At 60.9% G+C, this 14,287-nt stretch carries 13 protein-coding genes; 7 read left to right on the top strand and 6 right to left on the bottom strand.

Annotated features, from left to right (window positions below; translation table 11 throughout):
- Positions 1–83: 83 nt before the first annotated feature.
- The 3 genes from dld to BUC40_RS01770 form a co-directional block, all read right to left on the bottom strand.
- Positions 84–1,790 carry a D-lactate dehydrogenase gene (gene dld, locus BUC40_RS01780; RefSeq protein ID WP_073262026.1) on the bottom strand — a complete coding sequence of 569 codons (1,707 nt, stop codon included), beginning with the start codon at positions 1,788–1,790 and terminating at the stop codon, positions 84–86.
- Between the two features lies 1 nt (position 1,791).
- A complete protein-coding gene (gene lldD / locus BUC40_RS01775; protein ID WP_073262024.1) occupies positions 1,792–2,931 on the bottom strand; it encodes an FMN-dependent L-lactate dehydrogenase LldD in 1,140 nt (379 codons plus the stop codon).
- 170 nt (positions 2,932–3,101) lie between these two features.
- Complete coding sequence (locus tag BUC40_RS01770) at positions 3,102–4,787, bottom strand: lactate permease LctP family transporter (protein WP_073262022.1); 1,686 nt, start codon at positions 4,785–4,787, stop codon at positions 3,102–3,104.
- 298 nt (positions 4,788–5,085) lie between these two features.
- Here BUC40_RS01770 and BUC40_RS01765 point away from each other — a divergent pair, with 298 nt between their 5' ends.
- Positions 5,086–5,853: a GntR family transcriptional regulator gene (locus BUC40_RS01765; RefSeq protein ID WP_073262020.1), complete on the top strand. Its 768-nt coding sequence runs from the start codon at positions 5,086–5,088 to the stop codon at positions 5,851–5,853.
- Positions 5,854–5,940: 87 nt separating this feature from the next.
- Here the strand turns inward: BUC40_RS01765 and smpB are convergent, their stop codons facing one another.
- Positions 5,941–6,423 carry an SsrA-binding protein SmpB gene (gene smpB, locus BUC40_RS01760; RefSeq protein WP_073262018.1) on the bottom strand — a complete coding sequence of 161 codons (483 nt, stop codon included), beginning with the start codon at positions 6,421–6,423 and terminating at the stop codon, positions 5,941–5,943.
- Positions 6,424–6,627: 204 nt separating this feature from the next.
- Here smpB and BUC40_RS01755 point away from each other — a divergent pair, with 204 nt between their 5' ends.
- Positions 6,628–7,065 carry a type II toxin-antitoxin system RatA family toxin gene (locus tag BUC40_RS01755; RefSeq protein WP_073262016.1) on the top strand — a complete coding sequence of 146 codons (438 nt, stop codon included), beginning with the start codon at positions 6,628–6,630 and terminating at the stop codon, positions 7,063–7,065.
- Entirely contained in the window at positions 7,055–7,381 is a 327-nt protein-coding gene (locus BUC40_RS01750) for an RnfH family protein (RefSeq protein ID WP_073262014.1), read from the top strand. Before BUC40_RS01755 ends, BUC40_RS01750 begins: the two co-directional genes overlap by 11 nt.
- 78 nt (positions 7,382–7,459) lie before the next feature.
- Here the strand turns inward: BUC40_RS01750 and BUC40_RS01745 are convergent, their stop codons facing one another.
- The gene (locus tag BUC40_RS01745; protein ID WP_073262012.1) at positions 7,460–7,969 is read right to left on the bottom strand and encodes an outer membrane protein assembly factor BamE; all 510 of its coding nucleotides are present in this window, start codon (positions 7,967–7,969) and stop codon (positions 7,460–7,462) included.
- A gap of 96 nt (positions 7,970–8,065) precedes the next feature.
- Here BUC40_RS01745 and fur point away from each other — a divergent pair, with 96 nt between their 5' ends.
- A complete protein-coding gene (gene fur, locus BUC40_RS01740) occupies positions 8,066–8,479 on the top strand; it encodes a ferric iron uptake transcriptional regulator (protein WP_073262010.1) in 414 nt (137 codons plus the stop codon).
- Between the two features lie 78 nt (positions 8,480–8,557).
- Here the strand turns inward: fur and recN are convergent, their stop codons facing one another.
- Complete coding sequence (recN, locus tag BUC40_RS01735) at positions 8,558–10,231, bottom strand: DNA repair protein RecN (RefSeq protein ID WP_073262008.1); 1,674 nt, start codon at positions 10,229–10,231, stop codon at positions 8,558–8,560.
- A gap of 176 nt (positions 10,232–10,407) precedes the next feature.
- On the opposite strand from recN, the gene grpE reads away from it, so the two are divergent.
- The 3 genes from grpE (at position 10,408) to dnaJ (ending at position 14,250) form a co-directional block, all read left to right on the top strand.
- Entirely contained in the window at positions 10,408–10,974 is a 567-nt protein-coding gene (gene grpE / locus BUC40_RS01730; RefSeq protein ID WP_073262006.1) for a nucleotide exchange factor GrpE, read from the top strand.
- 99 nt (positions 10,975–11,073) lie between these two features.
- Positions 11,074–12,999, top strand: coding sequence for a molecular chaperone DnaK (gene dnaK, locus BUC40_RS01725; RefSeq protein ID WP_073262004.1), 1,926 nt, complete (start codon positions 11,074–11,076; stop codon positions 12,997–12,999).
- A gap of 123 nt (positions 13,000–13,122) precedes the next feature.
- Positions 13,123–14,250, top strand: coding sequence for a molecular chaperone DnaJ (gene dnaJ, locus BUC40_RS01720; protein ID WP_073262002.1), 1,128 nt, complete (start codon positions 13,123–13,125; stop codon positions 14,248–14,250).
- Positions 14,251–14,287 lie beyond the last annotated feature (37 nt).

The following is a 14,287-nucleotide window of genomic DNA, read 5'->3' as shown; positions in this document are numbered from 1 at the left end:
ACGAAAGGGGAGGCCGAGAGGTTTCCCCTTTCTTCTTTGCGTGGCAGAAAGCACGATGCGGCCGCAGCATGATGGCCGACACCTCAGTGCCCGCCGCAGCACTCTTCCCAGTGTTTTTTCTTCGAGGTGTGGCCAATGCCCGGGTTGAAGGCATTGGTCGGGTCCAGCTCGCGGTAGAAGCCTGCCAGCGCCGGCTTGGCTACATAAAGGTGACCGACGTTGTGCTCAGCCGGGTACTCGGCGCGGCGTTCGTCGAGCAGCTTCCACATGGCGTGTTCCATGGCGATGGGGTCGGTGCCCTTTTTGACGATGTAGTCTTGGTGGAATACGTGGCAGAAAAAGTGCCCGTAATAGAGCTTGTGGATGATCTGCTCTTCCATTTCTGCCGGCAGCGTTTCCACCCAGTCGCGGTCGTTGCGGCGCAGGGCGATATCCAGAGCAAGAATATCTTCCACGCTGCTGCGGTGCGCCTCGCGGTAGCGAATCGCCGCACCAGCAATGGCGAAGCGATGCAGGAAAGCCTTGCGACCTTCGTCGGCATCGCATTCGAAAAACGCGCCACCGCTACCAGCCGCGAAGTATTCACTCAGAAAGCGCCGGGTTTCTTCCAGGCTGTCATTGGCCACGCGAATCATCAGGTGATGTTCGAAGCGCTCGCGATACTCGCGCATGCGTGGCGGCAAGTGGCTGGGCAGCAGGTTCATGGCCAACTGAATGATGCGATCGCTGATTCCGCGCAGGCCAAAACGCTCGAAGAAGCCATCGACACGGCTCTTCATGGCGAAGGCGCCAGGCACCCTCGCGGTGCCGAAGCGGTCGATCAGCAAAAAGGTATCCTTGCCATACTTCTCGCCGATATCGAACGCGGTGCGGTGAATGTACTCACCGGCAATCGGCAGGCTTGGCAGGTGATTAAGCAGGTGGCGGCGCACTTCGGTGAGGTCGTCGGCCGCGTTGGTACCTACGTAGAAGACGGTACTCGGTTCCTTTGGGAAGGTGTCCAGGCGCACGGCGAACAGGCACAGCTTGCCGGCCGAGCCGGAGGCTTCGAACAGCCGGGATGGGTCGGCGTTGAAGCGCGCTGGGGTGTCTGCGTCGACATCACGCACGTGCTCGCCATAGCGCTGGTCCGAAGCCTTACCGCCCGCCTCATTGCTGACCTGGTACGGACTGTAGTCGCCGCGTTGCAGGCGGGTGAGGATTTCTTCCGGGCTGTTGCCCAGGTCGATACCCAGGTGGTTGACTAGCTCCAGGGAGCCGTCTTCCGTTACCTGTGCGTAGAGTGCCAGTTCGGTGTAAGCCGGCCCGCGGCGTACCAGCGATCCGCCGGAGTTGTTGCACACGCCACCGAGCACCGAGGCGCCGATGCAGGATGAGCCAATCACCGAGTGCGGCTCGCGGCCCAGTGGTGCCAGGTCTTGCTCAAGGCGGTCGAGTGTGGCGCCGGGCAGGCAGACCACTTGTTCGCCATCGTTGATCAGCTGCACACCGGTGATGCGCAGGGTGTTGATCAGCACGATCTCGCGGTCGTAGTCTTTGCCGTCCGGCGTCGAGCCGCCGGTCAGACCGGTGTTGGCTGCCTGCATGATGACGATGCGGTCGGCGGCCACGGCTGCTTCGAGCACACGCCATTGTTCCAGTAGCGTGCCGGGGCGTACCACGGCCAGCACGTTGCCTTCGCCGGTGCGGTGGCCCTTGCGAAAGCGCCGGGTGCTTTGCCCGTCGGTGAGCACATGGTCACGGCCCACGGCATCGCGCAGTTGTTTGAGCAAGGTGTCGCGGCTGATCATCTCAGAGCTCCCGAACGAGTGAGTCGGTACTGATCTCGGCGATGGAGCGGGCGCCGGTAAGCACCATGGCGACGCGCATTTCCTTCTCGATCAGACTCAGCAGATTGCTCACGCCCGCGCCGCCGGCCGCGGCCAGGGCATAGACGAAAGCGCGGCCGAGCATCACCGTGTCGGCGCCCAGGGCTATCATGCGTACCACGTCGAGTCCGTTGCGGATGCCCGAGTCGGCGAGAATCTTCAGGTCGCCTTTTACCGCATCAGCGATGGCCGGCAGCGCGCGGGCGCTGGACAGCACGCCGTCGAGCTGACGACCGCCGTGGTTGGAGACAACGATACCGTCGGCACCGAACTTGACCGCATCACGTGCGTCCTCAGGGTCGAGAATGCCCTTGATCACCATCGGGCCGTCCCAGTATTCGCGAATCCACTCCAGATCCTTCCAGGAAATCGACGGGTCGAAGTTGGCGCCCAGCCAGCCGATGTAGTCAGCCAGCCCGGTCGGATTACCGCGGTAAGTGGAGATGTTGCCTAGGTCGTGAGGTTTGCCCATCAGGCCTACGTCCCAGGCCCATGCCGGATGCGTAAAGGCCTGCAGCATGCGACGCATAGCGGCGTTGGGGCCACTCATGCCGGAGTGGGCGTCACGGTAGCGGGCGCCGGGTGTCGGCATGTCGACGGTGAACACTAGCGTGGTCACCCCCGCAGCCTTGGCACGCTCCAAAGCGTTCTTCATGAAGCCGCGGTCTTTGAGTACATACAGCTGGAACCACATGGGGCGGCTGATCGCCGGCGCAACCTCCTCGATCGGGCAGACCGAAACGGTCGACAGCGTGAAGGGGATGCCCTTGTCTGCCGCCGCCCTGGCCGCCTGCACTTCGCCGCGGCGCGCGTACATGCCGGTCAGGCCGACCGGCGCCAAGGCCACCGGCATCGAAAGGGTTTCACCGAACAGCTGGGTTTCCAGACTCAGCTCGGCCATATTCTTCAGCACGCGCTGGCGCAGGGCGATGCTGGCCAGGTCTTCGACGTTGCGCTTGAGGGTGTACTCGGCATAAGCGCCGCCATCGATGTAGTGAAACAGGAACGGCGGCAGGCGACGCTGGGCGGCGGCGCGGTAATCGGTGGAGGCAGAAATGATCATGGGCTCTATTCCGTGTCTGGTCTAACGCGCTTCACAGCGCGGCAGCGACAAAGCCCGGACAGTGTCGCGGGCTTTGGGTGTGTAGCACGCCTCGGGTCAGGGCGCTGCGTTCGCAATTAACCTGCAGCGTTCTTGCGAGCTGGCAGGGCCGACGCGCAGCTGCTCGATAATTAATGCACCAGCATGCCGGTCAGCCAGTAAGCTTGAACCAGCGTGATCACACCGACGAAGGTGGCGAAGATCAGGCTGTGCTTGAGGGTGAAGCGGAACAGGTCGGACTCCTTGCCGACCATGCCGGTGGCGGCGCACGCCACAGCGATCGATTGCGGCGAGATCATCTTGCCGGTCACGCCGCCGCTAGTGTTGGCCGCTACCAGCAGGGTGTCGCTGACGCCGATCTGGTGCGCCGTGGTCGCCTGCAGCGAGCCGAACAGGGCGTTGGACGAGGTATCCGAGCCAGTCAGAAACACGCCCAGCCAGCCGAGGAACGGCGAGAAGAACGGGAAGGCTGCGCCAGTGCCGGCCAGTACCAGTGCCATGGTGGTCGACATGCCCGAGTAGTTGGTGACGAAGGCGAACGCCAGCACCATGCCGATGGACAGAATCGGCCAGCGCAATTCGTAGAATGTCTCTCTTAGAGTGGTAAGACCAGTTATGAAATTGATCTTCAATACCAACATCGACAGGACGGCCGACAGGAAAATCGCGGTACCGGTCGCCGAGATCGGGTCGAGTTTGAATACCGCTGCAATCGGCGTGGGGTTGGCGACGATGGGCGCGACCTTTACCACCAATTGGTCCAGATGCGGAATCGGCAGCATGAACACCAGGCTATCCAGCACGCCGCCTTGCGCGAACAGGGCCTTGAAGGGTTTCAGCGTCCAGATGGTGACCATGGCAGTGAGAATCAGGAACGGCGACCAGGCCTTGAGGATCTGCCCGAGGCTGTAAGGCGAAGGCGTGGTGCTGCGTACGCCGCCGAAGCTGCCGGCTACCGCTGTGCCGCCGGAAACACCCGCGACCTGGCTTGCTGCGGCCCGCTTGGGCTGCCAGGCCTTGAGGAACAGCGTCAGGCACACCAGGCTGACCAGGGCTGAGGTGATGTCCGGCAGTTCCGGGCCGATGTAGTTGGAGGTGTAATACTGGGTTATGGCGAAGCTCACGCCAGCGACCAGGGCAGCCGGCCAGGTTTCCTTGATGCCTCTCCAGCCGTCCATCATCGCAACCAGCCAGAACGGCACGATCACCGACAGCAGCGGCAGTTGGCGGCCAGTCATGGCGCCGATCTTGAAAGCGTCGATGCCGGTGACCTGGCCTGCGACGATGATTGGGATGCCCAGGGCGCCGAAGGCAACGGGGGCGGTGTTGGCGATCAGGCACAGGCCTGCGGCATAAAGCGGATTGAAACCCAGCCCAACCAGCAGCGCGGCGGTGATGGCGACTGGAGCGCCGAAGCCCGCGGCACCTTCGAGAAAGGCGCCGAACGAGAAGCCGATCAGCAGTACCTGCAGGCGCTGGTCATCGGTGATCGACAGCACCGAACTGCGGATGACTTCGAACTGACCGCTCTTGACCGTCAGTTTGTACAGGAACACCGCCGCGACGATGATCCAGGCAATCGGCCACAGGCCATAGGCGAAGCCGTAACCGGCTGCAGCCAGCGCCATGTCCACCGGCATGCCGAAGGCGGCAATGGCGATGATCACCGACAGCGCCAGGGTAATGCTGCCAGCGACATGACCCTTGAGGCGAAACACCGCCAGGGCGAGAAAGAAGAAGACGATTGGAATCACTGCTGCAAATGCGGACAGTCCGAGGCTGCCGAGCGGTGTGTAGAGCTGTTGCCAAGTTTGCATGGGGGAGGCTCGCTGATTGTTGTTGGTATCGCCTGACCGCAAGTTGCTGGTGCTGTACCGAAGGCAGGAGCAATGTGCGAACGGGTTGTTATTATTGGTAAGACCAATTTACAGGTGGCGAGAGCAAGAATAATTTCTTTTCGGTGGGTGCGTCAATTTGTGCCGTTGCGACTTTGGTCGCACGTTGTTCTGTGCTGCGTCGTGCTTGTGGCGGTAGAGGTCACTGGGTAGGCTGCACGGATTTGCGGCGAACAGGCGATCCAGCCTCGTTTTCGTGGTGAGTTGGGGTGTTGAGGTAATGAATTTTGGTCCGCTGCGACAAAGGCGCTTGTCAGACGATATCGTCGCTCGCCTGGAGGCGATGATCCTCGAAGGCACTCTGAAGGCGGGTGAGCGGCTGCCTGCCGAGCGGCAGCTGGCCGAGCAGTTCGGCGTCTCGCGACCTTCGCTGCGTGAAGCCATCCAGAAGCTTGCTGCCAAGGGGTTGCTGAGCAGTCGCCAGGGCGGCGGTACTTATGTCTGTGAGAACCTTGGGTCGACATTCAGCGACCCGCTGATGCAGTTGCTGGAAAGCAGCGCCGACGCTCAGCGCGACCTGCTTGAGTTTCGCCATACTCTGGAAGGCTCCTGCGCCTATTACGCCGCGTTGCGGGCAACCGATGTGGATCGGCAGCGCCTGAGCGAAGCTTTCGAGCGTTTGCAGGATTGTTACGGGCGCGCCGCCGAGGTGACCCGAGCCGAAGAGGGCGTTGCGGACGCCAGCTTCCACCTGGCTATTGCCGAGGCCAGCCACAATGCGGTGCTGCTGCACACCATTCGCGGGCTGTTCGACCTGCTCAAACGCAACGTGGTCACCAATATCGGCGGCATGTACGCCCTGCGCGGTGAAACCCGCAGCATGCTCAATGCACAGCATCGCGCGCTGTTCGAGGCGATCATGGAGGGGCGTGCCGAGGATGCGCGAAGGCTGTCGAATCAGCACATCGACTACGTGCAGGAAGTCTTGGCCGATGTAGTGCAGCAGGAAATGCGCGAACAACGGGCACAGCGTCGGCAAGGACTTTAAATAAGCTTTTGCCGGTTTGCGTGCTTGCAGATGGAATTGCTGAGGGGAAGGGCGGCGGAGGTACTGCAGATCGAGATTGAACTGCAGTTACTCGTCCTTACCCTTGCTGCGCATGGCGCGCTGCACTTCGCGATCAGCGTCGCGCTCTTTCTCGGTATGGCGCTTGTCGAAATCCTTCTTGCCCTTGGCCAGGGCGATTTCGCACTTCACCAGGTGCTGCTTCCAGTACAGCGAAAGCGCCACGCAGGTATAGCCTTTCTGTTGTACAGAACCAAACAGCTTTTCCAGCTCGCGTTTGTTGAGCAGCAGCTTGCGCGTGCGCGTCGGGTCGGCGATGACGTGGGTGCTGGCGGTTTTCAGCGGCGTGATGTGGCAGCCCATCAACCAGGCTTCGTCGTCCTTGAGTAGAACGTAGCTGTCGACCAGTTGGGCTTTGCCGGCGCGCAGACTCTTCACTTCCCAGCCGGCCAGGGCCAGGCCGGCCTCGAAGCGCGACTCCACGAAATAGTCGTGCATCGCCTTCTTGTTCTGGGCGATGGTGCCTTGCGGATGTTTCTTTTGTTTAGCCATAGGCGCGGCATTATAGGGAGTCTGTTGGCGGTGCGCCATGCATGCGCACGCTAAAAGCGCTGCGGCAGCGGTGCGCTTGAGCCCTCAAGTCGAATCCCTGACAATATCGGGATACCTGTCTTCTGGTTGATGTCTGTTGTTAAAGGGCGTCGCCCCGTGACATCGCGCTGCTGCGATGTCGCCAACCGTGGAAACCCAATCGTTATGAGCACTCACATTCAACGCTCGGCCTTGCTGCCGTACCCCGCGCAGGCTCTTTACGAGCTGGTCAACGACGTTGAGCGTTACCCTGAGTTTCTGCCCTGGTGTGCGTCGAGTGAGATCCTCGAGGTCAGCAACACGCATATGATCGCCAGCCTGGAGGTGGCCAAGGCCGGGTTGAGCCAGCGCTTTACCACCCGCAATGGACTGGTGCCCGGGCAGTCGATCGAGCTGAATCTGCAAGATGGTCCGTTCGAGCATCTGCACGGTCAATGGACGTTCAAGGCGCTAGGCGATAAGGCCTGCAAGATCAGTCTGGATCTGACCTTCGATTACGCTGGGTCGATCGTGCGCGCGACCCTGGGTCCTCTGTTCAATCAGGCGGCCAATACCATGGTCGATGCGTTTTGCCAGCGGGCCAAAGAGCTCCATGGCCAATAACGAGCTATCCGTTGAGGTGGTGTTTGCCGCGCCCGACAGGCAGATGCTGGTAACGCTGCAACTACCCGCTGGAACAACAGTGCGTCAGGCTGCTCTGCAGTCAGGGTTGCAGGCGCATTTTGCCGGGTTAGATCTGGCCGCCGCGCCGCTGGGATTGTTTGGAAAGGTCGTGGCCGAGCCGGATCTGCAAGCGCTCGAGAATGGTGATCGTGTGGAGATCTATCGGCCATTGCTCGCCGACCCCAAGGAGGTACGCAAGCGGCGTGCCGCGCAGGCAGCCGAGCGGGCGAGAAAGGCGGCGCTATCTGGCGCTTAGTCAGTGGGGACATCGTTTAGGATTAAACGCAATAAAAAGCCCCGACATTGGCCGGGGCTTTTTATTGCGCTTCACTCATTACTGAGGCGAGGTTTCCAGCGGTTCCGGAGTCGGTACCGGTACGGCTTCGACGTTGTCGACGTCGCGCTGGATCTGCTCAAGCAGCGAGCCTGGAGCGGCTGGCTCTTCCTGTTTCTGGCTCGGAGCGCTTTGCGGGGCGCCGTCACGACCTAGGATCGCATCATCACGGCTGGTGCCCGGCATGAAGTCGCCAGACAGGCTGACGAGTTGGTCGTCGCCGCTGAAGATCAGGCTGACCCGCTCCTGCTGACGCGGGCTGCCGCCAGCCTGCATGCTGTACAGGTAATCCCAGCGATTGGCGTGGAAGGTGTCGGTCAGCAGTGGGTTGCCCATGATAAACCGCACTTGGCGTCGGGTCATTCCAGGCCTCAACTGGTCTATCATGTCCTGCGTGACGACATTGCCCTGTTGGATGTCGATTTTATAAACCCCGGGGAATGAGCAACCGGCGAGTGCGATGAGCCCCATGAAGGTGAGGCTGGTCAGCAGGAGTCTGGTTTTTTGCATCGGTGGGCGTCTTCCACTATCTTGGCTGGGCAACGTAAACCCCGATCATACCCGCAATAAGGGAAGCTGCGAAGCGCTTCCGCGAGAAAGCAGACCATGGTTGAAAATAGCGAACTGCGAAAAGCTGGCCTGAAAGTAACCCTGCCACGGGTCAAAATCCTGCAGATGCTGGACTCTGCCGAGCAGCGTCACATGAGTGCAGAAGATGTCTACAAGTCGCTGATGGATGCGGGTGAAGATGTCGGTCTGGCCACTGTTTACCGGGTTCTTACCCAGTTCGAGGCGGCTGGCCTGGTGGTGCGTCACAACTTCGATGGCGGCCATGCCGTGTTCGAATTGGCGGACGGTGGCCATCACGATCATATGGTGTGTGTTGACACCGGCGACGTGATCGAATTCTTCGACGCCGAAATTGAAAAGCGCCAGAAAGAAATCGTTCGCGAGCACGGTTTCGAGCTGGTGGATCACAATCTGGTGCTCTACGTGCGCCGCAATGCTGCCAAGCAATAAGCGCATCGTTTGATTGAAAAAGGCGACCTAGGTCGCCTTTTTCATGCCTGCAGTTTTTGCAGGCTTCGATTCGTCTGCTCAGCTCTGCGCATTGCTGACCAGTTTGCGCGCGTGAGCCAGTGATTCGTCGGTCAAGTCGATGCCGCCGAGCATGCGAGCCACTTCCTCGACGCGCTGCGTTTCGTCGAGCTTGCTGACGGCTGTACGCGTGGCGTTGCTGCCGCGCACCTTGTGCACGAACAGGTGCTGGTGACCTTGTGCGGCAACCTGGGGTAGGTGAGTCACAGTAAGCACCTGCCCACGGTCACCAAGGCGGCGCAGTAGTTGGCCGACCACTTCCGCCGTGGGGCCGCCAATGCCGACATCCACTTCGTCGAACACCAGCGTCGGTACGCGTGAGGTCTGTGCGGTGATGACCTGTATCGCCAGGCTGATACGCGACAGCTCGCCGCCCGAAGCGACCTTGGCTAGCGCTTTGATTGGCTGACCAGGGTTGGCGCTGACCAGAAACTCGACCTGCTCCAGGCCAGTGGTATTCGGCTCACTGCCTTCGTAGTTCTGCAGTTGAATGCTGAAACGCCCGCCAGGCATGCCCAGCGTCTGCATTTCCTTTTCTACCGCCTTGCCCAGCTTGCCCGCGGCTTTCTGCCGTTTGGTGCTGAGCTCGGTCGCTTTTTCCTGATAGTGGCGACCATAAGCGGCCAGCTCTTGGCCCAGGCGTTCGGCGGCCTGGTCATCAGCATTGAGGCTTTCGAGTTCGTCGAACAGCTGTTGCTGCATGGCGGGCAGTTCGCTGGGATGGATGCGGTGTTTACGCGCCAGGGTGTAGATGGTGTCGAGGCGCTCTTCGAGTTGTTGCTGGCGCTGCGGGTCGGCATCGAAGTGGTCGAGAAAACGATTGAGCTCGCCGACCGCTTCTTCGATCTGAATCTGGGCGCTGGCCAGCAGGTTGGTCGCTTCGTTGAGTGCGCCGGGCTGGCCCTGCAGGGCGCTGAGGCGATTGAGGCTGGCAGTCAGCACCGACAGCACGTTACCAGCGTCGCTTTCGCTGCACTGGTCGATCACCTGGCGGCAGGCGCTCACCAGGCTTTCGGCGTTGGTCAGGGCCTTGTGGTCCTGCTCCAGCTGCTCCAGCTCGTTATCGCCCAGACCGAGATTCTCGAGCTCTTCCAGCTGGTAGCTAAGCAACTGGTGGCGGGCGCGTTGCTCGTCGCCCTGGGAGGTCACGCGCTCCAGTTCGCTACGGGTCTGTTTCCAGCGCTGCGCAGCCAGTTGTACCTGACGAGCCAGTTCCTGAACGCCTGCGTATTCGTCAAGCAGGCGGCGGTGAGTGTCGGTTTTGAGCAGCGACTGGTGTTCATGCTGGCTGTGAATGTCGATCAGCAGCTCGCCCAGCGCCTTGAGGTCGCCAAGCGGGCAGGGCGTGCCATTGATGTAGCCGCGCGAGCGACCTTCAGCGGTAATCACGCGGCGCAAGATGCAAGGGCCGTCGTTATCCAGGTCGCGCTCGGCGAGCCAGTTGTGGGCCTCCGGGATATCGCCCAGGTCGAAGCTGGCAAGGATATCGGCCTTGTCGGCGCCGGGGCGCACCACGCCGCTGTCGGCTCGGTCGCCCAAGGTAAGGCCCAGTGCGTCGAGCATGATCGATTTGCCGGCGCCGGTCTCGCCGCTGATAACGCTCATGCCTCGATCCAGTTCCAGATCCAGATGTTCGACGATGGCGTAATTGTGGACGGACAGGTGCACCAGCATGGCGAGGCCTCTCAAGGTTTGTCTGGTTATTTATACAGTGGTATTTGCTCCGCTGGCAATACTGCTGCGCGAGTGACTGCGAAAGTGTGCTCGCCCCTTGAAACCCTACAAATCGTCCTTATATAGCCGGCAGACGCGCGAGTTGAGGCTCGTCGATTCATTTAGAGGAGAAATGCATGGCTGACGAACAGAACCTGGACCCGCAGACTTCCGACGCGCAAGAAAACGATGCTGCGCTGAACGAAGACATGGCTGCTCGCGTGCAAACGCTGGAAGAGCAACTGGCGGCTGCGCAGGATCAGTCGCTGCGCATGGCTGCCGATCTGCAGAACGTGCGCCGTCGCGCTGAGCAGGATGTCGAGAAGGCGCACAAGTTCGCTCTCGAGAAGTTTGCCAACGACCTGCTGCCAGTGGTCGACAGCCTGGAGCGTGGGCTCGAGCTGTCGAGCGCTGATGACGACGCAATCAAGGCGGTGCGTGAGGGTATGGAGCTGACGCTCAAGTTGCTGCTCGACACCCTCAAGCGCCACCAGCTGGAAGCCATCGATCCGCATGGTGCGCCGTTCAACCCTGAGCACCATCAGGCCATGGCTCTACAAGAGAGCACCAACGTCGAGCCGAACAGCGTGCTCAAGGTGTTCCAGAAGGGCTACATGCTCAACGGTCGTCTGCTGCGCCCGGCTATGGTCGTGGTCAGCAAGGCGCCAGCCGAAACGCCGCCGTCCATCGACGAGCAGGCTTGAAATCGGCGGGCGAGCCCCCATTTATTAAGTCAAGCGTATTAGTGCTACCGCAGCGGTCACGACAACGCTGCGGATACATCAAAGTTTCGGGAGAGTGAAATGGGCAAAATTATCGGTATCGACCTGGGGACCACCAACTCCTGCGTCTCCATTCTTGAAAACGGCAACGTTAAAGTCATCGAAAACGCCGAAGGCGCGCGTACTACACCGTCGATCATCGCTTACGCCAACGATGGTGAGATTCTGGTTGGCCAGTCCGCCAAGCGTCAGGCCGTGACCAACCCGCACAACACCCTGTACGCGGTTAAGCGTCTGATCGGCCGTCGTTTCGACGAAGAAGTCGTGCAGAAAGACATCCAGATGGTCCCGTACAAAATCGCCAAGGCTGATAATGGTGACGCCTGGGTTGAAGTGAACGGCCAAAAGATGGCACCGCCGCAGATCTCGGCTGAAATCCTCAAGAAGATGAAGAAGACCGCTGAAGACTACCTCGGCGAAGCGGTTACCGAAGCGGTCATCACCGTGCCGGCCTACTTCAACGACAGCCAGCGTCAGGCCACCAAAGACGCCGGCCGCATCGCCGGTCTGGACGTCAAGCGCATCATCAACGAGCCGACCGCAGCTGCACTGGCTTACGGTATGGACAAGGCCAAGGGCGATCACACCGTGATCGTTTATGACCTGGGCGGCGGTACTTTCGACGTTTCGGTAATCGAAATTGCCGAGGTTGACGGCGAGCACCAGTTCGAAGTACTGGCCACCAACGGCGACACCTTCCTCGGTGGTGAAGACTTCGACATCCGTCTGATCGACTACCTCGTCGACGAATTCAAGAAAGAAAGCGGCATGAACCTCAAGGGTGACCCGCTGGCCATGCAGCGCCTGAAGGAAGCTGCTGAGAAGGCCAAGATTGAGCTGTCCTCGAGCCAGCAGACCGACGTCAACCTGCCGTACATCACTGCAGACGCCACCGGTCCTAAGCACCTGAATGTGAAGATCTCCCGCGCCAAGCTGGAATCGCTGGTTGAAGACCTGGTTCAGCGCACCATCGAGCCATGCCGCATCGCATTGAAAGACGCCGGCATCGACGTCGGTTCGATCAACGACGTGATCCTGGTCGGTGGTCAGACTCGTATGCCGTTGGTGCAGAAGCTGGTTACTGAGTTCTTCGGTAAAGAAGCTCGCAAAGACGTCAACCCGGACGAAGCCGTTGCCATGGGCGCTGCCATTCAGGGCGCGGTACTGGCTGGCGACGTCAAGGACGTACTGCTGCTCGACGTTTCTCCGCTGACCCTGGGTATTGAAACCATGGGCGGCGTGATGACTCCGCTGATCGAGAAGAACACCACCATCCCGACCAAGAAGTCGCAGGTGTTCTCGACCGCGGACGACAACCAGGGCGCGGTGACCATTCACGTGCTGCAGGGTGAGCGTAAGCAGGCAGGCCAGAACAAGTCTCTGGGTAAGTTCGACCTGGCCGAGATTCCGCCGGCTCCGCGTGGCGTGCCGCAGATCGAAGTGACCTTCGATATCGACGCCAACGGCATCCTGCACGTCAGTGCGAAAGACAAAGCCACCGGTAAGACTCAGTCCATCGTGATCAAGGCCAACTCCGGTCTGTCCGATGACGAAATCGAGCGCATGGTGCGTGATGCCGAGGCCAACGCCGAGGAAGATCGCAAGTTCGAAGAACTCGCCACTGCTCGCAACCAGGGTGACCAACTGGTGCACGCAACTCGCAAGATGCTCACCGAGGCTGGCGATAAGGCCACCGCGGAAGAGAAAACCGCCATCGAAGCTGCGTTGGGCGAGCTGGAAGTTGCTGTTAAAGGCGACGACAAGGCTGCCATCGAAGCGAAGATGAATGCGTTGTCCGAGGCTACCACTCCGCTGGCGCAGAAAATGTACGCCGAACAGCCGCAGCCAGGTGCTGCTGGCGCTGGTGCGGCGGATGCTGGCGATACCAAGGGCTCTGCCGACGATGTGGTCGACGCCGAGTTCGAGGAAGTCAAGGACAACAAGTAAGCCCCAGCTTGCCTGTGTTTACGCCCTGCCGCACTGCTGTGCGATAGGGCGATCCGCCGCGCGGGGGCTTGCTCCCGCGTTGGCGTGTCTGGACGGTACGAATTTTGAGAGTGTTAGAAACCCATGTCTAAACGTGACTACTACGAAGTGCTCGGGGTCGAGCGCGGTGCCAGCGAGGCGGAGCTGAAAAAGGCTTATCGTCGCCTGGCGATGAAGCACCACCCCGATCGCAATCCTGGCGACAAAGCCGCTGAAGACGCCTTCAAGGAAGCCAACGAGGCCTACGAAGTGCTGTCCGATGCGGGCAAGCGCAGCGCCTACGATCAGTACGGTCATGCCGGCGTTGACCCGCAAATGGGCGGCGGTGGCGGTTTTGGCGGTGGCGGTGCGAACTTCTCCGACATCTTTGGGGATGTGTTCAGCGATTTCTTCGGTGGCCAACGTGGCGGCCAGCGCGGCGGTGCACAGCGCGGCAGCGACCTGCGCTACACCCTCGAGCTGGACCTCGAAGAGGCGGTGCGTGGCACTACGGTGACCATTCGCGTACCGACTCTGGTCAACTGCAAGACCTGCGAAGGTTCCGGCGCCAAGAAAGGTACCAGCCCCGTCACCTGTACCACCTGTGGTGGTATCGGTCAGGTGCGCATGCAGCAGGGCTTCTTCTCGGTGCAGCAGACCTGCCCGCGCTGCCACGGCAGCGGCAAGATGATCACCGACCCTTGCGGCTCCTGCCACGGCCACGGCCGTGTCGAAGAGCACAAGACGCTGTCCGTGAAAGTGCCGGCTGGCGTCGACACCGGTGACCGCATTCGTCTGTCCGGCGAAGGCGAGGCGGGCTCCATGGGCGGCCCGGCTGGCGATCTGTATGTGGTGGTCAATGTGCGTGAGCACGCGATCTTCCAGCGCGATGGCAAGCATCTGTACTGCGAGGTACCGATCAGCTTCGCCGATGCAGCGCTGGGCGGCGAGTTGGAAGTGCCGACCCTCGACGGTCGGGTGAAACTGAAGATTCCGGAGGGCACCCAGACCGGCAAGCTGTTCCGTCTGCGCGGCAAGGGCGTTGCCCCTGTGCGTGGCGGTGGTGCGGGCGACCTGATGTGCAAGGTGGCGGTGGAAACTCCGGTCAACCTGGATCGTCGTCAGCGCGAGCTGCTCGAGGAATTTCGTCAGTCCCTGGCGGGCAACAGCTCCAACTCGCCCAAGGCCAATGGCTGGTTCGAGGGCGTGAAGCGCTTCTTCGGCGACCTTTAACGCGATAATCCACGGCAGGCAGCTGGCATCCGCCGGC

The organism is Phytopseudomonas punonensis, assembly GCF_900142655.1.
Classification (GTDB): Bacteria; Pseudomonadota; Gammaproteobacteria; order Pseudomonadales; family Pseudomonadaceae; genus Aquipseudomonas; species Aquipseudomonas punonensis.
This window is presented reverse-complemented; position numbering and strand designations above follow the sequence as displayed.